Origin of the sequence: Longimicrobium sp. (assembly GCF_035474595.1) — a bacterium.
Lineage (GTDB): Bacteria > Gemmatimonadota > Gemmatimonadetes > Longimicrobiales > Longimicrobiaceae > Longimicrobium.
Window position 1 is genome coordinate 50,764 of record NZ_DATIND010000011.1, and the last position, 20,668, is coordinate 71,431.

Consider the following 20,668-nt stretch of genomic DNA (forward strand, 5'->3'; position numbering starts at 1 on the left):
ACCGATCGGGGGCTCGCGCCGTTTTCAGGCGTCGGCGTGCGCCGGGCGGCGCGCCAGCGAGGCGCGCACCTGCACCGCGAGCTCGTCGGCGCGGCGCGCCAGCTCCGTGGTTTCCGGAGGCGCGGTGCGCTCGACGGCGCGGCCGTTGGCGGCGGCCTCGAGCTGCGCCTCGGCCGCCATCATCGTGCGCGCCTCGTCGCGCTCGCGGGCAACCACGAGCGCCGCACGCGCCGCCGTCTCCGCGCGCGTCCATTCGCCCAGGCTCACGTCACCCTGCGCGATCACCAGCAGCGACTCGGCCGCGAACTCGGCGCAGATAGGCATCTCGGCCAGCGCCATGGCCTCGGCGCGCGCGGCTTCGTAGCGGGCCCGCGCCCCCGCGCCCCCCGCGGCCCGCACCACGTTCGCCAGCGACAGCAGGCGCCCGGGGCCGCCGGGGAAGTGCGGGAGCGAAACGTCCAGGATGGAGAGGGCGCGCGCGAAGTGCCCGCGCTCCGCCCAGAAGCATCCCAGGTCGTGGGCCAGCGCGGGAAGGCGCGCGTGCCCTTCGCCGTAGGCGCGCAGGGCGAAGCCCGCGTGCGCGTACCCCTCGTCCATCCGCCCCGCGTCCACGCAGAACACGAACAGGTGGTGGTGCGCGGACCCTTCCAGGCCGTGCAGCCGGCGCTTGCGCGCGGACCGCAGCGCGCGGCGCATCACCGCCTGGGCGGCGGGGTAGTTGCCCGTGCGCATGTACTGCACGCCCAGGCCGATGAACCCCCACACGTAGGTTTCCCAGTCGTGCCCCCGGGCCAGCCGGATGGCCCGCCGGAACCAGCTTTCGGCCTGCGCGTGGCGCGCCGCGTCGCGCGCCAGCCGGGCCGCGTCCAGCGCCAGCCGGGCATCGTCGGCCACGGCGACCGCCGCCGCGTGCGCGAACGCCAGCCGCGCACGCGGCGCCCCGCGCCGCTCCGCCCACCGCGCCAGCGATCGCACGGCGAACACCAGCCGGGTGGGGTCGGCATGCGCGGCGTCGTCGGTCATCTGGGCCAGCGTCAGCAGCGGCGCCCAGAGCTCCTGCTCCGGCGCGGCCGCGGCCAGCTCGCGGCGCCGCACCTCGCCCGCATGGGGGCCGAACAGGCCGGCCCGCCGTTCCGCCGGCGTGTCCGCCCAGAGCATGAAGTCGCGCAGCGCGCTCCACAGGAGCACGCCCACCGGCCCGGCGATCTCGTCCAGCAGGTCCGCCCCCTCGGCGGCGTCGTCGGCGTGCGGGGGCGGCGGAGCGGCGCAGGAGGCGCGCGGACGCACGACGCGTCCGTTCGGCTGGAGTGCCTTCATCGGGCTCCGTTGGCGGGGCGCGGGCGCTGAAGCCCGCGCGGCGACGGGATGGACCGCGTTTGCGGCCATAAAGTATGTCGGTTGCGGCGCCATGACCAGAGTCTGTTACCGGGAGCCCGCGCTGCCTGCCTCGTCTTTCGTGAACGAACGTCTGTCCGGGAGCCTGACGCGGCGCTTCCGCGCGCGTCCGTTCACCGGCTTCCGGGCATCCGCGGCGGCGCGGTGGACCACATCAGCTCCACCTCGTCGGGCGACAGCCCGTAGGCGCGCACCACCAGCTGCGAGATGCGGCGCTCCAGACCGGCGGCCTTGGCCTGCACCGAGGTGAGCCGCGGCGCGTACTCGGCGTGCGCGTTGCGCAGCATCCCCACCTCGCGCGGCGCCAGCGGCTCGGCGTGCGCCACGCGGTGGCGGCGGACGGCGTCCACGAAGGCGGTGGCGTTCAGGTCGGCGAAGGCCGCCAGCGCCGCGTCGGGCGGGGCGATGTGGTACTCCGAGCGCAGCCACGCCATCATCTCCTCCGTCATCCCCCGCCGCTCGGTGGTGAGCTCCACGATGCGCTCCACCCCGCCGTCGATCTCCCCCTTCAGCTCCGGGGTGGGGAGGGCGACGGGGAGCGCCTCGACGGCCGACGGGGTGAGGCGGAGGACGTCGTCGCGGCCGTGCAGGGCGCTGCGCCAGAGCCAGGTCCACGCCACCGGCGAGTTGGCCACGGCCAGGAGATACGGATCGGCCGCGGGCCAGACGCAGGCGTTGGCGAGGACGCAGACCTCGGCCGCGGCGTAGGCGAACTGCGGGTGCGCGGCGCTGTCGGCGTGCACGATCTTCGGCCCGGCGTGCTCGCGCTCGGTCCGCGGGCGCAGCTCCCACCAGTAGCGCCCCTGGTCGTGGCGGGCGCGCAGCCGCTCTTCCCACGGCTTCAGGTAGGCGTGCAGGGTGGGGAAGGAGCGGGCGAAGAGGTGCTCGGCATCGCTCTCCCCCGCGCCCGTCCAGGGCCACGCGTGCTCCTCGGAGCTGGGGATGGCGATGAGCCACGCGCCGCGCCAGTCCGCCGCCCAGCGCTCGATCTCGCCCGCGCGGACCAGCGGGCGCACCAGGTGCGCGGCGCCCGCGTGCGCGTGGACGATGCGGTCGCGGGTCTCGGCGTCGACCACGAACGCGTCGTTCAGCCCGGTGCGGATTCCCCCCGCCGGCGCCGCGCCCATGTAGTCGGCCAGGGGAACGCCCGCGGCGGTGATGCGGTCGATGAGCCGCTGCACCTCGGGGCGCTCCAGGCTCCACGGCGCCCCGCCGAAGCGCCCGCGCGGCACGGCGTACGAATGCGCCGCGGCGTACGCGGCCAGCCGCGGCTCCGCGCCCGCGCCGGCGGGAAGGACGGTGACCTGCGTCTCGCCCGCGGTGGCGCGGCCGTCCGGGCCGGGGCGGCGGGCCACGACCACGCAGGCGGCGTCGGGCTCCACCCGCGCGGCCGCGGCGCGGAAATCCACCAGCCGCTCCATCTCCGCGCGCTGGGCCAGGAAGCGCCGCAGCCCCTCGGCCGGGCCGGAGCGCATCCACCGCTCCGCCGCGGCGAAGGCCACGCGGCCGCCCCGGCGGAGCACGGTCATCGCCATCTGCCAGAAGTAGGCGTGCAGGTCCGCCGAGGCGTCGTACACCTCGGCGAAGGCGTGCGCCAGGTGCGGGCGGAGCGCGGCGCCGTGCTCGCCGCGCGAGGCGGGCGGGCGGCCGATCACCGCGTCGAAGCCGGGGTCCTCGCTCCACGTGGCCGTCTCGGCGTCCACGAAGGCCTCGGGGAACTCCAGGTCCCAGTGGAAGAAGCGGTGCTCGCGCGCCAGCCCCGCCGCGCGCTCCAGCGCCTCGGCGTGCGCGCGCCCCAGCTGCCCGCGCCCCCCGCGCGCCGCCTCCACCACCTCGTCGGCGTGGAGGCTGGCCATCTCCTCGGCCAGCCGGTTGCCGAAGCCCCGGCTCATCCACACGTCCAGCAGCCGCTTGTAGGGCGCCAGCGCGCCCTCGAGCTCCTCGTGCCGGCGCGCGCCCTCGGCCGCCTCGGCGGGGCTGGCGTCGGCGGACGCGGCCACCTCGCGGATGGCGGCGGCGGCGCGCAGGAGGCCGCGGAAGGGGCCGCCGAACGCGTCGAACTGCCCCTGCGGGTTCTCCTCCATCGCCCGCTGCAGCTCGGCCACGCGCGCGCCGGCCAGCGCGTTCCCGCACTTCAGGTGGTGGTCCAGGCGCGGGAGCGGGGCGCCGGGGACGAAGCCGGCCAGCGAGAGCGCCAGCCGCGCCGCCTCGACCGCGGCGGGGTCCACGTCCACGCCGAAGAGGCAGCGGCGGACCACGATGCGGCGCAGCAGCGCGTCGTCGCCCAGCCGGGCGGGATCCGGCTCCAGCCCCTGTGCGCGCACCCCGGCGGCGATCCCCGCGCGGACCTCGGCCACGCGCGCGGAGAGCGGCCCGCGCGGCATCTCGCGCAGCAGCTCGCCCAGGCGGCGGGCGGCGAGGTCGGCGGCGTGCACCAGGAAGCGCCCGCTCCCCATCGCCGGGTCGGCGACCCGGAGCGAGAGGAGGGCGTCGGCGGCGCGGTCTTCCAGCGCGGCGGCCTCGCGCGCCAGCCGCGCGGCGGACTCGGGCGGCGCCTCGTGCAGGCGCTCGCGGCGGGCGGCGGCCTCGTGCACCGCGGCGCGGTACGCGGCCTCGCGCTCGGCCAGCGCGGGGCCGACCGCCTCGGCCACCACGTACTCCACGATCCACCGCGGGAGCGCGCCGTGCGGCGACGCCTTCCGCTCGCCGCGCGGGTCGACGAGGACCGGCTTGCCGCGCTCGTCGGCCGCCAGGCGGAGGCCGTGCACGCCGTCCAGCACCCCGGCCACGTCGTCGGGGCCCAGCGGGGCGAAGTCGTAGAATCCCCCCTCCGCGTCGCGCGAGAGCTTGTCGAGCGCGGGGACCAGGAAGAAGTCGGAGACGGAGTGGTCGCGCAGGAAGCGCCCGGCCGGCGTCCCGGCCGCGAAGATGCCGCCGTACGCGGGGAGGCCGACGGAGGCGCTGCCGCGGGCGACGAGGTCGAACACCGCGGCCAGCTCGCGCCACAGGTCGGCGGACTGGGGATTCAATCGCTCGCCCGGCGCGCGCAGCTCCGCCACCCGCTCGCGGATGCGGCCGATGCCGTGGCGCGCGTACGGCCCGTCCGCCGGCAGCAGCCCGCGCGACTCGGCGCTCAGCAGGAAGAGGACGCGGGAGAGGAGGAGCAGCGTGCCGGCGAACACCTCGGCCAGCGACGCGTCGGTCTCCTGCGCGGTCCCGCGGCGGCGGCGGCCGTCCACGAACCCCGCGGCCAGCCGCTCGAAGACGTCGGCGGCCACAGCCAGGCGCAGCTCGCGCTCGGCGGCGGCGGCCCCGTGCGGCGCGTCCACGTGCGCGGCGGGCGCCACCATGCTCACCACGACCTCCGGGCGCGCATGCGCGGATGCGGGCGCGCGGGAGCGTGCGTGGGGGCGGTGCGCTTCATTCGGCTGCGGGATTCGGGGTCCGGCGGGGGTGGGCCAACGCCCGGAATGTCAGGCCCGGCCCCGCGGAAGTCAACGGGGATGAAGACGCCAACTGTTTGTGTCCGCGACCTCGCCGCCGGCGGTCCGCGGATGGCGGTGGAGACGGGGGCGCGCGGGGTGGAGCGATGCCCTGCCGGCGGCGCGTCCGCGCCTGTTCCGCCGAGACTCGCCCGGCGGCGCCGTCCTCCCGCGCGGGCGGGTGGTTGTCCCCCGCGTGCGTCGCGGCGTGGAGGTGATGGGACCGGGAGCGGGGGCGGGCGGGAAGGCGCAACTCGTTGCGATGCATTCGCGTTGGAATAATCAAACGGAATCAGATGTTTTCGCAAGCGGGGTGGCGCGATATCTTCGTTCTCCGCCGGCCGCGCGGGGCGAACTCTCCCCCGCGGCAGCGCACACCTCACCACGATCGAGCCCTCCCATGAAAAATACCGGAATCGCCGCCGCTCTCCTCGCCGCCACCATCTCCCTGGCCGCCTGCGGCGACAGCACGGGGAGCAGCGTGGACCCCGGATCGCTGTCGTTCACCTACACGGGCGCGCGCAGCGGCTCGTACAGCGCCACCGGCGCCATCGTCCGCACCAGCGACACCACCTTCGCGAAGCAGCCGTTCGCCGTCGGCGCGAAAGGCACGCTGCAGGGGCAGACGTTCGTCAGCATCCTTTCCTACCGGCCGGTGACCTCCAGCACCGGCGACATGGTGCTGTTCGACCTGGCGAACGTGACCGGGCCCACCGTGCTGAGCCTGGACGCCGGCTGCGTTGCCGACGACTGCCCCTTCGCCGGGATCGCCTTCGACACCGATCCCGACGCCAGCGAGGACGAGTCCGACTTCTACCTGTTCGACAGCGGCACGCTGAGCGTGACCGCGGTCTCCGGCGGCCGCATCCGCGGCACCTTCAGCGGCACGGCCACGGAGTTCTTCGGCGACGCCACCATCACCGTCACCAACGGCGCCTTCGACGTGCCGCTGGTGAGCCCGTCGCGCGTCCCCTCCGCCAGCCGTGCCTCGGTCGCCACCCGCCTGCGCGCGGCCCGCTCGCACCGCTGAGCATCCGCTGGCGGCCGGCGGACGGGGAGGTGCCGGGAGCGGCGCCTCTCCGTCCGCGTCTGGAAGCCGGCGCGCTTACGGCTTCTTTGTCCATCGAGGACCTGAAACCGGTCCTCGCCGGCGATCGAGGCGAACGTATGGCGGAAACAGAGCGCGTTCCGGCGGCTCAGTGGTGTATGTGGTAAACGCGGCGGCTTACGTTGAGGGGCACGCGGAGATGGTTCTCGCCGCGTCCATCCATCGTTCACCGCAAGGAGCCCCGATGCGAACCACCCGCTACATCCTGGCCGGAATCGTCCTTCTCACCGCCGCCGCGTGCGGCCGTTCCTCGTCCATCACCGCCCCCGACCGCCCCTCGGCGCCGCGTGCCGACGGCGGCTCTACGTACGGCTCAGGGAACTTTGCGCCGGGCGGGACGGGCACTTCCACCGCCCAGGGCGACACCGCCACGCGCATCGGCAACGGGACGCTGGGCTCCGGCGCCTGACGCGGGGTCCGCGCTAGTCCGCCACCGGCTCGCCGGGGTCGGGGTCGACGCCCAGCGTCAGCGCCTCGGCCAGCTCGGTGGCGAACAGCGCCTCGGGGGTCGCCTCCGCGTCGTCCTCCGCGGGGGGCGGGGGCGGCACCCGGGCCCGCACGCGCACGCTGCGCGCGGCCTCGATGATGCGCTCGGCGGCCAGGCGCGGCTCCGGCTCGTCGCGCTTGCGGGCCACGGTGGCCGCGTGCCCGGCCGCCAGCTGCGCGCGGTCCGGGTCGCCCAGCGCGGCCGCCCCCGCGGCGATCCCCACCAGCGCCTCGGGCACCCCCTCGGTGTCCTCGTACTCGTCCACCAGCCGCCACGTCTCGCCCCACATGGCCGCGAAGGCCAGCCGGTCGCCCATCCCGGCCGCCGCGGCCGCCATGTTCGCCACCACGATGCGGCGCTCGGCGATGCGGCTCACGTGCGGGAGCACGGCGCGGAACACCTGCAGCGCCGGGCGGAAGCGCCTGCGGTCCAGCCAGAAGCGGGCGACGTCGTGCGCCAGCGCCACCAGGCGCGGGTGGCGCGGCCCGTACGCCTTGAAGGCACGCTGGGCCCACTCCTCGGCGGTGTCGCCGTTCTCCCCATTCATGGAAACGCAGAACAGGTCGTGCAGCGCCAGCGGGCGCACGTCCCACAGCGCGTGGCGGCGGGCCACGCGCAGCGCGCGTCCGTACCAGGCACGCGCGGTGGGATAATCGCCGCGCTGGCGGTAGAGGTTGCCCACCCCCAGGCACGCCAGCCCGTAGTGCCGCCAGTCTCCCGAGCGGCGCGCCAGCCCCAGCGCGCGGCGGAACCACGTTTCCGCGCGGCGATACTCGGCGTTGCGGCGCGCCAGCAGCCCCACCATGTACGCGGGCCCGGGCTGCTCGGGCGTGGCCAGCGAGGCGCTCTGCGCGAAGGCCAGCGCGGTGCGCGGCATCGCGTGGTCGCCGGCCCAGCGGCTGAGCGTCTCGCAGGCGCGGGTGATCTGCGCGCCGGCGCCGTGCGTGCGCCCCTCCAGCGCCTGGCCGATGGTCTCCAGCGGCAGGCGCAGCTCGCGGCGGACGCCGAGCTGCGCCAGGAGCGCGCGCCGGCGCCGCACCATCCCGGCGCTGAACAGGCGGCCGCGCGCCTCGGGCGGGGTGGTGGACCACAGGTCCACGTCGCGCAGGAACTGCCAGAGCGGGACGCCCAGCCCCGCGCCGGCTTCCTCGAGCACGCGGTAGCCCTCGAAGGGCTCGTCGCTGGCGGTGAGCCCGGGCGGCACCACCCACAGGCGCGAGATGCGCCGGCTTCGTCGTTGGGTTCGTTCCTCCGTCACCAGAAGTCTCCGGATGCATGGTCTGAGGGCGCATGGCAAGGCTAAAAAGAAACGTTAACAAGCGCGTGCTCCCCGCGCAATTTTACGAAGTAGACTCGCAAGTGAACGGCTGTTGGGGAGATCGGTGAAGAGATGGATGTTGAGGCAGTGCAGCTACTTCACGCGGACGTAGCCCGATCGTGCGTCAGTGGAAGGATGCAGACAAGTAGACGTTTTTACGATGTATACCGCGCAAAAAAACCGGATGAATTCGTGCGGAAAGAAGATGCGCGTATCGAGATGACCGCCCGTATTGGAGCAGTTCGTGCTGGAGAGGGAAAAAACGTTGAAATCAGAGGGGATTTGTGGAGGGTGCGGCGGCGGGAGAAATTTTAGCGAGTGGGAGACTGCCTGGGGGATGACATCGGGATGCCTCGGCGGCATTGCGCCCTCCGGCGCGCGGTGAGGGCGGCGCGAGGCCGGGGAGACGCATCTGCGTGAGGGATGCGCGCCCGAAGGGCCGGGAACCCGGCGGGGCGGCCGCGGGGATGCCGGGGCGAGCGGCGGCGCGGGAAAGCGAGGAATCCGCCGGGGGCCCGGCGCGGTTGGCAACAGTCGTATCGTTGCCTACCGCGCGCGCAGCCCGGTTTGGCGCCTCGGCGCCAAACACGCCCAAGGAAAAGAAGTGCGTGAGTGCGGAAGTGCGGAAGTGCGGGAGTGCGGGAGTGCGGGAGTGCGTTGGATTCGCGCGGACCCGACGCACTCACGCACTTTCGCACTTTCGCACCATGAACAACGGGCGGCCCCCCGCGAGGAGGGCCGCCCGTCCGCCGACGCCGGTCAGCGCCGGATCGTGAAGATCAGTTGCTGCCGGCGGGCTTGTCCTCGAGGCCGCGCGAGACGCGGTTGTTCAGCGCGTCGGTGTACAGGGTGCGGAACTCGTTCAGCTTGCGCGTGGACGCGGTGTCGGCCGGGTCGCCCAGGTTGCTGAGCGCCACCAGCCCCATTCCGCCGGTGGCGAAGCCGATCTGCGTCCACATGGCGTCGGTCACGTTGGGGCGCGCCTGCTTCAGCGCGTTCAGGTTCTGCTGCAGCGCCGGCGACGGCTTCATGTTGGCGTCCATCTCGTCGGCCTGCTTCAGCATCTCGTCGATCTGCTGCTGCGTGACGCCGGGCTGGCCCTTCATGGCCTCGGCCTGCTGGCGGAAGCTGGCGCCCATGCTCTGCGCCGGCTTCATCATCAGGTGGCCGCTGATGGCCACCATCCGCTCGCGCACGTACTCCATCTCGGCCGGGTTGTAGTGCAGCGTGCGCGCCGAGCGCACGTAGCTGCCGCCGATCAGGTCGCCCCAGTGCGCCATGGCGCCCATGCCCTCGGCCACGTTGCGCAGCCCCGACAGCACGCCGCCGTCCTTGCCGCGCTTCTCCATGTCGGCCACCTGCTGGTGCAGCCGGGGCGCCTCGGCGCGGATCACGTCGAACTGCGTGAGGCTGGTGCGCAGGTAGTGGTCGATCTGCTCGGGGGTGAGCGAGCTGTCGGCGGGCGCCTTGAAGGCGGCGAGCTCGGCCTCGGTGACGGTGGCCTCGCTCTTCTGGTCCACGTCTTCGGGGGCGGCGCCGCCGTCGGTGCCGCCGTGGGCGATCTTGTCCTTGAAGCCGCACGCGGAGATGCCCAGGGCGATCAGGCCCAGGCCCAGGCTGCGGCGGAGGCGCGGAGAATTGAACTGCATGCTGACCTCGTGAGGTTGGCGGGGCGTTGAGGGAAGATGCCCGGCGGACGGAAGTCGCGGGCTGGGGAACCATACGGGGTGCTTCCGCCACGGTTTCGCGGTGGGGAACCGCCGCGCGCGGAAACATTTGCGAGGATTGAGATTGGGTACGCGGGGGCGGGTTGTCAAGCGCTACCTCGACGAGGAGCCGTAAGGACTGTATTCCCCACCCGTGGGGAATGGAAGGAAGATAACTGGACAGTGCCCCCGTAATGCCCTTGCTTCTACTCCGGAGAACATCCTGTGGCGCGCTATGGCAACTTCCGTTAACTTAGTACAGCCTTCTCGGGCGTTCTCCGGATGATATAGACACTTCCACATGAGGGTCCCATGGAAGATTCCCCGCTGAGCTCTATCGAAATCTGCGCTGGTGCAGGTGGCCAAGCACTTGGTTTGGAGCGGGCGGGGTTTCGGCACGAGATCACCATCGAGATTGACGATGCTGCTTGTGCCACCTTGCAGCGGAATCGTCCGGAGTGGAACGTTGTAAAAATGGACGTTCGCGATTTCCACGCCCGTGAATATCGCGAGATTGACCTTCTTGCGGGCGGGGTTCCGTGTCCCCCTTTCTCAATCGCGGGAAAACAACTCGGGCCAGGGGACGAGCGGGACCTCTTTCCGGCCGCTCTTCGTCTTGTGGAGGAGGCCAGGCCACGGGCCGTGATGCTTGAGAACGTGCGGGGCTTGTCCACTGCGCGGTTTAAGCGATACCGGGAGGACATCCTTTCGCGGCTGCGTAACTTGGGATATGATGCTCAATGGCAGGTACTGAACGCATGCAATTACAGCGTGCCCCAGTTGCGGCCCCGGTTCATCCTCGTCGCGTTGCGAGGTGATGCGGCTGCTCGGTTTAGGTGGCCGCGCCCCATTGAAACGCCTCCAACTGTCGGTGAGGCCCTACGGGAGCTAATGGGTTCAAGAGGCTGGCCTGGGGCGGCCCATTGGGCGGCTAAGGCGAATTCAATTGCCCCGACGCTCGTTGGTGGGTCAAAAAAGCACGGAGGCCCCGACTTGGGGCCGACGCGCGCAAAACTTGCTTGGCGCGAGTTGGGCGTGGATGGACACGGAGTTGCCGACTTGCCGCCAGCGTGTGAATTCCCGTGCGACGGGCTTCCGAAGCTCACTGTAGAGATGGCCGCGCGGCTTCAAGGGTTTCCAGATAGCTGGGAGTTCATTGGGCGCAAGACCGCGGCTTACCGCCAAGTCGGAAATGCGTTTCCTCCTCCTGTCGCGGCTGCCGTCGGAGCAGCTATCCGAGCCGCATTGCTCGGCAATACTCCCGTGCTGGTACCTGACGTGCCAGACCTTTTTGCTTCCGTAGGGTAACTTTCGAGGCTCGGCCGAAGTGCGACGAGCGCGACGCGGTTCAGCAGCAAGTGAAGGAAAGAGAAGTGAGTCACCGGCCTAAGGCGCCTGAAGAAATCCGCCGTAATATGGCGGCGATACGATCCAGCGGAAACAAGACGGAGCAAGCGCTCGCGAAGACGTTACATCGGATGGGACTTCGCTACCGGAAGTATGCTCCTGGGCTTCCAGGGCGGCCTGACATCGTCTTTCCACGATCTAAGGTCGTCGTTTTCGTTGATGGAGACTACTGGCACGGGCGGTTGCTTCGGGAGCAAGGAATGGAGGCAGTAGAGCAAAGAATGAAGGGCGTCAACATCGGATATTGGAAAGAGAAATTTGCACGAAACATGAAACGAGATGACGAGGTAACAGCGAAGCTTCGAACGATGGGTTGGACCGTTATTAGGCTCTGGGAAAGCGACGTGAAGCGCAATGTAAACGGTGCTGCCGATATTGTGGCTAAGGCCGTTCGGATTAACAATGTCGACATATCTTGAACCGCTTACAGATCAAGTTCGAGGGGGCCCAGTCGCGACCGTTTTCTTCGCTTCCTGTCATTTTCGATGCGAGATATTGCCGCCCGGGGTCCTCCTTCAGGCCAGGGCTCACAATGCTCAAGTGTGTAGTATGAGTTTGTTCGTAGGCCTTCCTTTCGTTTCATGACGCTGATGCGCCACCCAAGAGCACGCAGCTCTCGAAGACGCCTTGTCGGATCCCCTCGGTTTTCTTCGCGCGCGATAAGCTGAATGAGAGATACGGGTACAGGCTTATCTTTTAACAACTTTAGCAGCTCTCCAATTCGAAGGTGGGGCTCAGTGAAATTGAGTACAGCTCGTATTACGTCCCCGAACTCGTCGAACGAGGCATAATGGGCCTGCTTCCCATGGTTGTGATCCTCACACAAAACCTGGAGATTCTCGATATCGTCTGTGCCGCCCCAAGCAACGGGTATTTTGTGATCAATAACCAACTTGATTCCGTCTTCTTTAGGATTCCGCCCACACATCGCGCAACGGTACCCGTAGGTTTCGAATACCTCAGCTTCAACTCGATGGCTTAGATTGCTCCGGTTGCCTCGCCGTTTGTCCGCCCATCCTACAAGCCGGTAGCGGTGCTCATGAGCGTGGCCTTTGACGCGCTCGGCGAGAACTGAAAAAGTCTTTCGTAAATCTCTGACTCGCCGGTCGGTCTGTTCGTGTGGTTTTCCTATGGTGGTTTCTACATGTCGCCTGATTTCCGCCATAGTCGGGGGATCGTCACGCCGAACGTAGAGAAAGGAGTAAATAACCTGAAGCTCCCTGCCTCGTAGTACCTCCTTCAGCTCGGGTCCGTTTGGATGTGGCAGAACGCGGTCAGTCATGGCTGACAAGGAAACTGTGTTCGAAGTTTCAGAAACGAGGAGTTAGCTGCTTAATGTGGTATTCGTTGATCACCCCCGCCAGATCAATCCACAGTCCAGCGTTCTAATGCTCTGTCCTCCCGCCCGGCGCGGTCTGCCAGCGCTCGCGCTCGCCTTGGCCGATGAGGGCGCCGGTGCCGGCTCCGGCGGCGCCCAGGAGCGGGGCCGTCCACAGCGCCGTCATCCACGGATTGCGCGCGGGGCGGTCGGCCGAGCTGCCGCTGCCGGCAATCAGGCCCACGATGGCGCCGGCCACCAGCCCCGCGATGGCGCCCGTGCGCGCCGCGGGCCCGCGCGAGCGCCCGCCCGGCCCCAGGCTCACCTCCACGCGGCGGATCAACTCGCGCGGGATGGAGATGGTGTCCAGCCGCGTGTCCTGCCGGACGCTGGGGTCCAGCCGCAGCAGCAGACGGCCGTTCTCCTCCCTGACCACGTTTCCCGTGAAGCGCGAGCTGGCGCGGATGATGGGCGCCGACACGCGCACACGGGTGCCGGGCTGAAGCTCCTGCCCCGCGGCCGGCGCCGAAAGCGCCAGCGCGGCGGCCGCGATCAGGAGGGGGGTGATGCGCATCGAGGCTCGTCTCCCGTGGTGGGTGTCACGCCCGGAGAATCGCGAACGCCATGCCCCGCCGTCAATCTCCATCTCCGCCGTCCTGAACGGCTGATCGCCCGCTCCGGACAAGGCTGCGCGGCCAACCGGCCATCTCTACGCCGCAGCGGCTCCATGGCGCGCCACGGGACACGCTGTCCAGCAGCAGAGCACGGGATGCGGGCGGCGGACCAAACGAAAGACCGGCTCCCCCTCGCGGAAAGCCGGTCTTCTCACGTCCGTCCCTAAGCGGCGGTCAGACCGCGCGCTCGTAGACGCGGTAGGTCTTGTAGACGTACGCGCCCACCTTCTCCAGCGCGTGGCGCATGGGGCCGTTGTCCTCCAGGATCCACGAGGCGTCGGCGTTGTCGTACCCGTGCCGCGCGCCCATCTGGAACACCTTCAGGTACAGCGCCGCGCCGATCCCCGAGCGCTGGTGGCCCGGCTTCATCCCCAGCGTCAGCACCCGCGCCGTGCGGATCTTCCGCTTGGCCCACAGGAACCTGAAGACGCCGAAGGGGAAGAGGCGGCCGTTGCGGAGCGGCTTGATCGCGCGGTTCAGGTCCGGCAGCGCCAGCAGGAACCCCAGCGGCTCGCCCTCGAGCGTCTCGGCGATCAGCACCAGGTGGGGGTCCACCACCGGGCGGAACTCCTTCGCCATGCTCTCGAACTCGGCGTCGGTCATGGGGATGAAGCCCCAGTTGCGCTCCCAGGCCGAGTTGTACACCTCCATCACCCGGGCCACCTCGGCCTTGAAGTCCTTCATGTTCACCGTGCGGATGCGCCATCCCTCGCGCCTCGCCACCCGGTCGATCCCGTCGATCAGCCGCTTCGGCGGGTCGTTGTGCGGGAGCCAGTAGGCCACCAGGTCCTTGGCCTTCTCCATCCCCGCGGCCTCCATCAGCCGACCGTAGTACCGCGGGTTGTGCCCCAGCATGAAGGCCGGCGGCGTGTCGAAGCCGTCGATCAGCACGCCCCCCGAGTACAGCTCGTCGTTGGTGGAGAGGTTGAACGGCCCCTGCATGGAGGTCAGCCCCTTCGCCTTCAGCCACTGGCCCGCGCGGTCCAGCAGCGCGCCGGACACCGCCGAGTCGTCGACCGATTCGAAGAGGCCGAAGTACCCGGTGGTATCGCCGTGGAACTCGTTGGCGCGGTGATTGGCGATGGCGGCGATGCGGCCCACCATCTTCCCGTCGCGCTCGGCCACGAAGAAGGCCACGTCGGCATGCTGGTAGAACGGGTGCTTGTCCCGGTCCATCAGCGCGTTGAAGACCATGCGCAGCGGCGGCACCCAGTTGGGGTCGGCCGCGTTCAGGGTCCAGGAAAGGTCGATGAACGGCTTGAGCGACTCGCCCCGGCCGATCTCGCGGATGGCCGGGGCCGAGGTGCGGGCGCTAGCGGACGCCGAGCTGGCGGCCGACGCGGGCGAAGGCATCGAGGACCCTGTCCAGCTGGCTGGTGGTGTGGGTGGCCATCACCGAGGTGCGCAGGCGGCACGCGCTCTCGGGCACGGCGGGCGGCAGCACGGGGTTGGTGAACACGCCGGCGTCGAAGAGCTGGCGCCAGAACACGAAGGTGTGCTCGATGTCGCCCGTGGTCACGGGGATGATGGGCGTCTCGCTCACGCCCACGTCGAAGCCCAGCGCCCGCAGCCCCTCGCGCAGATACTCCGCGTTCGCCCACAGCGTGCGGCGCCGCTCCGGCTCGCGCTCCATGATGTCCAGGCATGCCAGCACGGTGGCCACCGCCGAGGGCGGCATGCTGGCGCTGAAGATGAGCGAGCGGGCGTGGTGCTTCAGGAAGTGGATCACCTCCTCGGGCCCCGCCACTGCGCCGCCGATGCTGGCGAAGCTCTTGGAGAACGTCGCCATGGTCAGGTCGACGCGGTCCTGCACGCCGTAGTGCTCGCCGGTGCCGCCGCCGTGCTCGCCCAGCACGCCGACGGAGTGCGCGTCGTCCACCAGCACGCGCGCGCCGAACTCGTCGGCCAGGTCCAGCACGGTGGGAAGATCGACGATGTTGCCTTCCATGCTGAACACGCCGTCGGTGGAGATCAGGATCCCCCCCGCGTCGGCGTTGCGCTCCAGCGCGCGGCGCAGCGCCGCCATGTCGTTGTGGGCGTAGCGCACCAGCTCGCCGCTGGCCAGCTGCGCGCCGTCCAGCAGGCTGGCGTGGTTCAGCCGGTCGTGGATCACCACCGAGCCGCGCGTCACCAGCGCGCTGATCACGCCCAGGTTGGTCTGGTAGCCGGTGCTGAACACGAGCGCCGATTCGGCGCCCATGAGCGCGGCCAGGCGGCGCTCCAGCTCCTCGTGCAGGTCCAGCGTGCCGTTCAGGAAGCGGCTGCCGGTGCACCCGCTGCCGTAGCGGTACAGCGCCTCGTGCGCCCGCTCCAGCACGTACGGGTGGTGCGTGAGCCCCAGGTAGTTGTTGGAGCCCACCATGATCAGCCGCTGCCCGCGGATCACCACCTCGGTGTCCTCCGAGCTCTCGATCGGCTGAAAGTATGGATAAAGGCCGCGGTCGATCATCTCGCGCGCGGCCGTGTAGCGGCCGCACTTCGCGAAGATGTCGCCGGCCTTCCGTGCCGTCTGCTGCTCGACAATCGACATCAAAGCCATCCCTGAGTTCGGTACCACCGGGCCGTTTCGGCCAGGCCCTCCGCGAGCGGCGTCGCCCGCGGCAGCAGCGCCTCCGACCCCTCCAGGTCGCACACCCACGCCTCGGCCAGCATCTCGTCGGCCTTCTCGCGGCTGAACACGCCCGTCCCTCCCACCATGCCGCCGAAGCGCTCGGCCAGCGCGCCGGCCGCGCGCAGGAGCCCCGCGGGAACGGGCAGGCGCACCGGGTTCTTCCCCAGCGAGCGGCCGATGGCCGCCACCAGCTCGGCGTACGGGTGCGCCACCGGCTCGGCCACCGCCCACGTTCCCGGCCGCGCGTCGGCCGCATTGGCCAGCGCGGTCACCAGGTCGTGCACGTAGATCAGGTGCACGTGCCGCGCGGGGCCGGTGGGAACCGGCGCCACCCCGCGCTTCGCCAGGCGGAAGACGGGAAGGAAGGCGCGGTCGCCGGGGCCGTACACCGCCGGCGCGCGCAGCGTCACCAGCTCCACCCCCGCGGGCTCCACCTCGCGCGCGGCCGCCTCGCCTTGCAGCTTGGTGCGGCCGTACGCGGTGAGCGGCGCGGGTGTTTCGGCCACGCGCCGCGGGCGCCCGCCGGTCGCCGGCCCGCAGGCGGCGTAGGAGCTCAGGTACACCAGCCGTCGCGGCCGCGTGCCCCCGCGCAGCGCCGCGCGCGCCACGTTGCGCGTGCCCTCGGCGTTGGCGCGGTGGAACGTGGCCTCGTCGGGCGCGGTGGTGAGCGCGGCCAGGTGGAACACGGTGTCGGCGCCGTCCGCGGCGGCCGTCAGCGCGTCCACGTCGTCCAGCGAGCCCGCGGCCAGCTCGGCGCCCAGGGCGCGCAGCCGGGTGGTGTCGCTCGAGGGGCGCACCAGCGCGCGAACGCGCCAGCCCTGCGCCGCCAGAAGCTCGGCCAGGTGCCCGCCCACGAAGCCGGTGGCGCCGGTGATCAGTGCGGTTCTTCCCATGAACGGCGGTGAAGATGCACGGCGCGTCACGGGAACGCAACGACGGTGGCGCGCGGATAACAGAAAAGAGGATCGGGCCCCGAAAGCCCTGATCCTCTCGCGCGGTCCCGTGCGCCGGGGCCGACCCGATGTGCGAAAATCAAGCGCAAACCTAGCCCCGGCACGGCCTTGTGTCAACCCGCACGCAGTTCACGAGTGCGGAAGTGCGTGAGTGCGGAAGTGCGTTCTGGGGATGGAGATGATGATCCCCGCGCGTCACACCGGCCCTCCCTTCGGCCCACTGTGACCCCCTGTCCCGCCGCCGGCGCGAGGCGAGGGATCTTGCCAGGCATGAGCGAGAGCTTCCCGATCGGCGGGGCGCCGGACAGCAGTCCGCGAAGGCGGACTTCGGGCAGTTGTTGCCGCGAATTCATTCGCCCTTCCGGCCTTGCCGCGCCGCCCCCATCCCCCATCATCTCCCCTCGTCCCCTGTCCCCTAAACCCGGTTCGCCCTCAGCTCGTCGAGCGGGTAGTGCGTGCCGCGCCACTCGATGCCGCGGTGCATCAGCGCGTACAGCGTGGCGTTCCAGATCACCACGATGAAGAGGATGCTGGCCAGCGGCACCGCCAGGCCGTACAGCATCGGCACCCGCTGCTCCCGCGCCGCGCCGGCGAAGAGGCAGAGGACGATGGCGACGGCCACGCCGTAGAGCGTCCGCGTCACGCCGTGCGTCACGAAGACGGCGATGAACGGCCAGATGAAGAAGAGGAGCTGGGTAACGGTGGCGAGCAGGATCAGCGACAGCCGGTAGTCCACCCCCGCGAAGCCGTTCTTGCGCAGCCCGCGCACCGCCTCGCCGACGGTGTGGTACCACTCCACGCGAACGTGGTCCGCCGCGCTGGCGAAGTCGGAGCGCAGCCCGTGCTTCTTCACCAGCTTCCCCAGCTTCACGTCGTCGTCCGGCCGCATGGCGATGGGCCGGTGCCCGCCGATGCGCCGGTACGCCTCCGCGCGCACCAGGTTGAACGCGCCCACGCCGGCGTGGTGCCGCGAGCGCGGGTCCTTCACCTTCCACGGCCGGGTGAAGACCACGAACATGATCCCGAAGAACACGCCGAAGGTCCGCAGCAGCCACCCCGGCATGTCCACGTGCGGCCCCGCGGCCACGTGGTCGAACCCGCCGCGGACAAGGTGCGCGGCCGCGCGGCGGAGCGTGTCGGGCGCCATCACCACGTCCGCGTCGGTGAACAGCAGCAGCTCGCCCGTGGCCCGCGCGGCGCCCAGCTCCAGCGCGTGGTTCTTCCCCAGCCACCCGGCCGGCAGCTCGGTCACGTGCACCACCTTCAGCCGCGGCTCCCCCGCCGCCATGCGGTCGAGGATGGCGCCCGTGCCGTCGTCGGACCGGTCCTCGACCACGATCACCTCCAGCCGCGGCACGTCCATCCGCAGCAGCGACCGCAGCGCCGCCTCGATCCCGCGCTCCTCGTTCCGCGCCGGGGCGATGATGGTGACCGATGGCATCTCCCCGTCGCCGAGCGGCAAAACGTCGCGCAGGCGCACCAGTTGCCGCACGCCCGCGACCAGGTCCCCCGCCAGCAGCACGAAGAACCCCGCCGTCACCGCCGCCAGCCCGAAGAGGAGCGATCCGATCATCCGGTTCCCGTTCGATTTTCGCCGCCAATCCGTTCCCGTGCGGCCGTGAATCTGGCGCGGAGGCCCCGCGCGTGCTACCGATTCCTGCACCGGCGCGGGGATTGCCGCTCCACGCGGCCGAATCCGTGTCCATGTTCATCCCATCCCGCTCGCGAACCCGAGGAGACGACCGTGGCCGACATCAGCGTCGAACGCAAGCCGCGCAGCCCGCTTCCCATGATCCTGGCCATCCTGCTCGTGGCGGCCATCGCCGTGGGCGCCTGGTGGTACATGACGCACCGCAACGCCGACGGCACCGTGAACGCCCCCGCCGTGGGCGACACCACCGGGCGCTAGCGTGCCCCCGCGCCCATCCCGCCGCACGGTGTGGCGCGGAACGGCGTTGAACTTGGGGCGCCGCCGGGTTATCGTACCACGTTTCCCTGATTTCCAGCGCGGGCCGGCGGGCCCGCGGCCGGTCCGCGGCGCGGAAACCAGCCCTTCCGCGCCGGGGCCGATCCACGCACTCCAACATCCCCAATGGCCAAGCAGGAAACCTTCCAGATGGACGGGGTGGTCACCGAGGTGCTCCCCGACCGCAACTATCGCGTGAAGCTGGAGAACGGGCACGAGGTGCTGGCGTACGCCGCCGGCCGCATGTCGAAGTTCAACATCCGCGTCCTCGAGGGCGACCGGGTGACGCTCGACATCTCGCCGTACGACCTCAGCCGCGGCCGCATCACCTACCGGCACAAGTAGCGCGCCCGCGACGGATTCCCTCCGCCACCGCCGCGCCGCCCGCACCGGGACGATGCATCCCGCCGCCCTCCGCGGGGCACCGCCGCCCGGGCCCGTCATGGCACGTTCCGCGCGGCCCGCGAAGGCTCCCGGAAACACCTGGCGCGGGCGCCCCGATGCAAGCCATTGTGCCCGCCGTGCTTCGGCTGAAAAGGTTTGTTCACCGTCCCCCGGCTGCGACCGTAGGGGGAACGGAACCTGCGGATATCCCCCATGCGATTTCAGCAGGCCCTCGTTCCCCCCACTCCAGCCACACCAGGGTTACCCACATGGAACGCGACACAGGGACGGTGAAGTGGTTCTCGTCGGAGAAAGGGTTCGGCTTCATCAAGCGTGAAGACGGATCCGACGTGTTCGTCCACCACAGCGGCATCTCCGGCAACGGGTTCAAGACCCTGAACGAGGGCGAGCGGGTGGAGTTCGAGATCCTGCAGGAACCGAAGGGGCTGAAGGCGTACAACGTGGTGCGGCTCGACGCGCCCGCGGAAGACGACGAGCGGCAGCCGGAGTTCTCCGGGCCGCGTCCCACCGGCTACGGTGACGACCGCGGCGGCGGGTACGGGCGCGGCGGCTACGATCGCGGCGGCTACGGCAACGACCGTGGCGGCGCCGGCGGCGGCTCGCGCGGCGGCGGCTTCGGCGACCGCGGCGGCTACGGGCGCGACGACTATCGCGGGGCGGGCGCTCCGCGCGGCGGCGGGTTCAACCGCGCCCCCTCGGCCGGCGCGCGCGGCTTCGACCGCCCCGCCCGCGGCTGGGGCGAGGAGTAGCCCCGCCTTGCCCGCCGCCTTCCGACGTTTCGCCCCCGGCCCCCAGGGCCGGGGGCGTTTTGCTTCGTCCCCTAGGTCCACTTGCCGTCCTCCACACGACCTTGCGTAGCTGGTGCGCCCCGCGTACACTTTCACGTGAATACTGGAATCGTGGGACATAACGGACACAAGACGGACGCCCAGGCGCCCAACCCGCTGAGCGAGCGTGTTCAGGCGGCGCAGATCGCCGCGCTCCTGGCCGAGCGGCGGAGGCGGATGTCGCTCCGCGACCTCGCGGACGAGGTGGGGATCTCCAAGAGCGCGGTCGACACGATGGTCAAGGCGTGGGAGGCGGTGCGCGAAGTGCCGCAGCCCCGTTCCAACCTGCCCAAGCTGAAGGTTTGGTATCTGCGCCAGAAGCAAGAAGAGCCGGGCGGGCTTCACGACGATCCCATCGACATGGGGATCCTGGCGCTCGAGATGCTGGCCGGCCTCCCCGCGGCCGAGCAGCACGACGCTGCCCGGGAGCTGGTCGAGGCGATGAAGGGCATCTACGAGCGCCGCAAACGCCCGCTTCCCGTCTGGGCCGTGCGCCTGGCCGAGTCGCTCGACGAAGAGGACCGGCCCGGGTCGTAGCCACACGTCTTTATAGAGAGCCGCCCGACACCGCGCTCCCGGGGATCGTCTCCCGGGAGCGCGTCCTCGTCCCCGTCATGCGGCCGAGACGATTGGGCGACAAGGGGTTGACCTCCCGATACCGACGGTGTATCATTGGCGCCCCGCTGGAAACCCGAGGGAAACCGGCCCCCGCGAGGGGGTTGACGGGGCTTTGCCGGGCTGATATCCTTTAGGGCTGTCGCCCGAACGGCGGCGGGCGATCGAGGGGCAGCAAAAAACGTTCGAATCGCCTCTTGACCGCAGGTTGTAAGTGGTTTAACTTGAGAGAGTTAGCCGACGGCGGGGCAGAGCGGAAGTCGCAAAAGAAGAGGCTTCCGAGGGGTTGACGGTCGGGCCGGTCAGGGTTAGATTGAAAGGCTTGCTCGAAGGAGCGGGCAGACGCGACGGGCCGGGTGAAACCGGGCGGTTGCCATGAAGGCGGTCCAGAGGCCG

General features: G+C 70.6%; 17 protein-coding genes and 1 pseudogene. 8 read left to right on the forward strand and 10 right to left on the reverse strand.

Annotated features, from left to right (window positions below):
- Window positions 1-24: 24 nt before the first annotated feature.
- Window positions 25-1,317 carry a hypothetical protein gene (locus VLK66_RS02175; protein ID WP_325307509.1) on the reverse strand — a complete coding sequence of 431 codons (1,293 nt, stop codon included), beginning with the start codon at window positions 1,315-1,317 and terminating at the stop codon, window positions 25-27.
- A gap of 191 nt (window positions 1,318-1,508) precedes the next feature.
- Entirely contained in the window at window positions 1,509-4,745 is a 3,237-nt protein-coding gene (locus tag VLK66_RS02180) for an Eco57I restriction-modification methylase domain-containing protein (protein ID WP_414676449.1), read from the reverse strand.
- Between the two features lie 532 nt (window positions 4,746-5,277).
- On the opposite strand from VLK66_RS02180, the gene VLK66_RS02185 reads away from it, so the two are divergent.
- Window positions 5,278-5,907, forward strand: a complete 630-nt coding sequence (locus VLK66_RS02185) for a hypothetical protein (RefSeq protein ID WP_325307512.1) — start codon at window positions 5,278-5,280, stop codon at window positions 5,905-5,907.
- 262 nt (window positions 5,908-6,169) lie between these two features.
- A complete protein-coding gene (locus VLK66_RS02190) occupies window positions 6,170-6,394 on the forward strand; it encodes a hypothetical protein (protein WP_325307514.1) in 225 nt (74 codons plus the stop codon).
- Between the two features lie 13 nt (window positions 6,395-6,407).
- Here the strand turns inward: VLK66_RS02190 and VLK66_RS02195 are convergent, their stop codons facing one another.
- Window positions 6,408-7,730: a tetratricopeptide repeat protein gene (locus VLK66_RS02195; protein WP_325307515.1), complete on the reverse strand. Its 1,323-nt coding sequence runs from the start codon at window positions 7,728-7,730 to the stop codon at window positions 6,408-6,410.
- Window positions 7,731-8,569: 839 nt separating this feature from the next.
- Window positions 8,570-9,439 (reverse strand): hypothetical protein, encoded by an 870-nt coding sequence (locus VLK66_RS02200; protein WP_325307517.1) that lies wholly within the window; start codon window positions 9,437-9,439, stop codon window positions 8,570-8,572.
- 369 nt (window positions 9,440-9,808) lie between these two features.
- On the opposite strand from VLK66_RS02200, the gene VLK66_RS28575 reads away from it, so the two are divergent.
- Together VLK66_RS28575 and VLK66_RS02205 are read left to right on the forward strand one after the other, a co-directional pair.
- Window positions 9,809-10,804 (forward strand): DNA cytosine methyltransferase, encoded by a 996-nt coding sequence (locus VLK66_RS28575; protein WP_349260473.1) that lies wholly within the window; start codon window positions 9,809-9,811, stop codon window positions 10,802-10,804.
- Window positions 10,805-10,869: 65 nt separating this feature from the next.
- A complete protein-coding gene (locus VLK66_RS02205; RefSeq protein ID WP_325307531.1) occupies window positions 10,870-11,322 on the forward strand; it encodes a very short patch repair endonuclease in 453 nt (150 codons plus the stop codon).
- 5 nt (window positions 11,323-11,327) lie between these two features.
- On the opposite strand, the gene VLK66_RS28580 is transcribed toward VLK66_RS02205, so the two are convergent.
- The 6 genes from VLK66_RS28580 to VLK66_RS02230 all read right to left on the reverse strand — a co-directional run bounded on the left by VLK66_RS28580 (window position 11,328) and on the right by VLK66_RS02230 (window position 18,032).
- Entirely contained in the window at window positions 11,328-12,185 is an 858-nt protein-coding gene (locus tag VLK66_RS28580; protein WP_349260474.1) for an HNH endonuclease signature motif containing protein, read from the reverse strand.
- 103 nt (window positions 12,186-12,288) lie between these two features.
- Window positions 12,289-12,795 (reverse strand): hypothetical protein, encoded by a 507-nt coding sequence (locus VLK66_RS02210; RefSeq protein WP_325307518.1) that lies wholly within the window; start codon window positions 12,793-12,795, stop codon window positions 12,289-12,291.
- Window positions 12,796-13,069: 274 nt separating this feature from the next.
- A complete protein-coding gene (locus tag VLK66_RS02215) occupies window positions 13,070-14,248 on the reverse strand; it encodes a GNAT family N-acetyltransferase (RefSeq protein WP_325307520.1) in 1,179 nt (392 codons plus the stop codon).
- Window positions 14,208-15,425, reverse strand: coding sequence for an aminotransferase class I/II-fold pyridoxal phosphate-dependent enzyme (locus VLK66_RS02220; protein ID WP_325307522.1), 1,218 nt, complete (start codon window positions 15,423-15,425; stop codon window positions 14,208-14,210). Before VLK66_RS02220 ends, VLK66_RS02215 begins: the two co-directional genes overlap by 41 nt.
- Window positions 15,425-16,399 carry an NAD-dependent epimerase/dehydratase family protein gene (locus VLK66_RS02225; protein WP_325307524.1) on the reverse strand — a complete coding sequence of 325 codons (975 nt, stop codon included), beginning with the start codon at window positions 16,397-16,399 and terminating at the stop codon, window positions 15,425-15,427. Before VLK66_RS02225 ends, VLK66_RS02220 begins: the two co-directional genes overlap by 1 nt.
- 475 nt (window positions 16,400-16,874) lie before the next feature.
- On the reverse strand, window positions 16,875-18,032 hold the full coding sequence (locus VLK66_RS02230) for a glycosyltransferase (RefSeq protein WP_325307526.1): 1,158 nt from the start codon (window positions 18,030-18,032) through the stop codon (window positions 16,875-16,877).
- A gap of 171 nt (window positions 18,033-18,203) precedes the next feature.
- Between VLK66_RS02230 and VLK66_RS02235 the strand changes: the two genes are divergently transcribed.
- The 4 genes and pseudogenes from VLK66_RS02235 (at window position 18,204) to VLK66_RS02250 (ending at window position 20,194) form a co-directional block, all read left to right on the forward strand.
- A complete protein-coding gene (locus VLK66_RS02235) occupies window positions 18,204-18,368 on the forward strand; it encodes a hypothetical protein (RefSeq protein WP_325307527.1) in 165 nt (54 codons plus the stop codon).
- A gap of 183 nt (window positions 18,369-18,551) precedes the next feature.
- Window positions 18,552-18,770 carry a translation initiation factor IF-1 gene (infA, locus tag VLK66_RS02240; protein ID WP_325307528.1) on the forward strand — a complete coding sequence of 73 codons (219 nt, stop codon included), beginning with the start codon at window positions 18,552-18,554 and terminating at the stop codon, window positions 18,768-18,770.
- 308 nt (window positions 18,771-19,078) lie between these two features.
- Window positions 19,079-19,282 (forward strand): annotated as a pseudogene (locus VLK66_RS02245) (cold-shock protein); the annotation flags it as partial.
- A 447-nt stretch (window positions 19,283-19,729) separates the two neighbouring features.
- Window positions 19,730-20,194, forward strand: coding sequence for a helix-turn-helix domain-containing protein (locus VLK66_RS02250; protein WP_325307529.1), 465 nt, complete (start codon window positions 19,730-19,732; stop codon window positions 20,192-20,194).
- Window positions 20,195-20,668 lie beyond the last annotated feature (474 nt).

Coding starts and splice junctions, on each gene's coding strand:
- VLK66_RS02185 (WP_325307512.1), top strand. CDS start 5,278: ATGAAAAATACCGGAATCGCCGCCGCTCTCCTCGCCGCCACCATCTCC.
- VLK66_RS02225 (WP_325307524.1), bottom strand. CDS start 16,399: ATGGGAAGAACCGCACTGATCACCGGCGCCACCGGCTTCGTGGGCGGG.
- VLK66_RS02210 (WP_325307518.1), bottom strand. CDS start 12,795: ATGCGCATCACCCCCCTCCTGATCGCGGCCGCCGCGCTGGCGCTTTCG.
- VLK66_RS02180 (WP_414676449.1), bottom strand. CDS start 4,745: ATGGTGGCGCCCGCCGCGCACGTGGACGCGCCGCACGGGGCCGCCGCC.
- VLK66_RS02215 (WP_325307520.1), bottom strand. CDS start 14,248: ATGCCTTCGCCCGCGTCGGCCGCCAGCTCGGCGTCCGCTAGCGCCCGC.
- VLK66_RS02190 (WP_325307514.1), top strand. CDS start 6,170: ATGCGAACCACCCGCTACATCCTGGCCGGAATCGTCCTTCTCACCGCC.
- VLK66_RS28580 (WP_349260474.1), bottom strand. CDS start 12,185: ATGACTGACCGCGTTCTGCCACATCCAAACGGACCCGAGCTGAAGGAG.
- VLK66_RS28575 (WP_349260473.1), top strand. CDS start 9,809: ATGGAAGATTCCCCGCTGAGCTCTATCGAAATCTGCGCTGGTGCAGGT.
- VLK66_RS02175 (WP_325307509.1), bottom strand. CDS start 1,317: ATGAAGGCACTCCAGCCGAACGGACGCGTCGTGCGTCCGCGCGCCTCC.
- VLK66_RS02230 (WP_325307526.1), bottom strand. CDS start 18,032: ATGATCGGATCGCTCCTCTTCGGGCTGGCGGCGGTGACGGCGGGGTTC.
- VLK66_RS02200 (WP_325307517.1), bottom strand. CDS start 9,439: ATGCAGTTCAATTCTCCGCGCCTCCGCCGCAGCCTGGGCCTGGGCCTG.
- VLK66_RS02220 (WP_325307522.1), bottom strand. CDS start 15,425: ATGTCGATTGTCGAGCAGCAGACGGCACGGAAGGCCGGCGACATCTTC.
- infA (WP_325307528.1), top strand. CDS start 18,552: ATGGCCAAGCAGGAAACCTTCCAGATGGACGGGGTGGTCACCGAGGTG.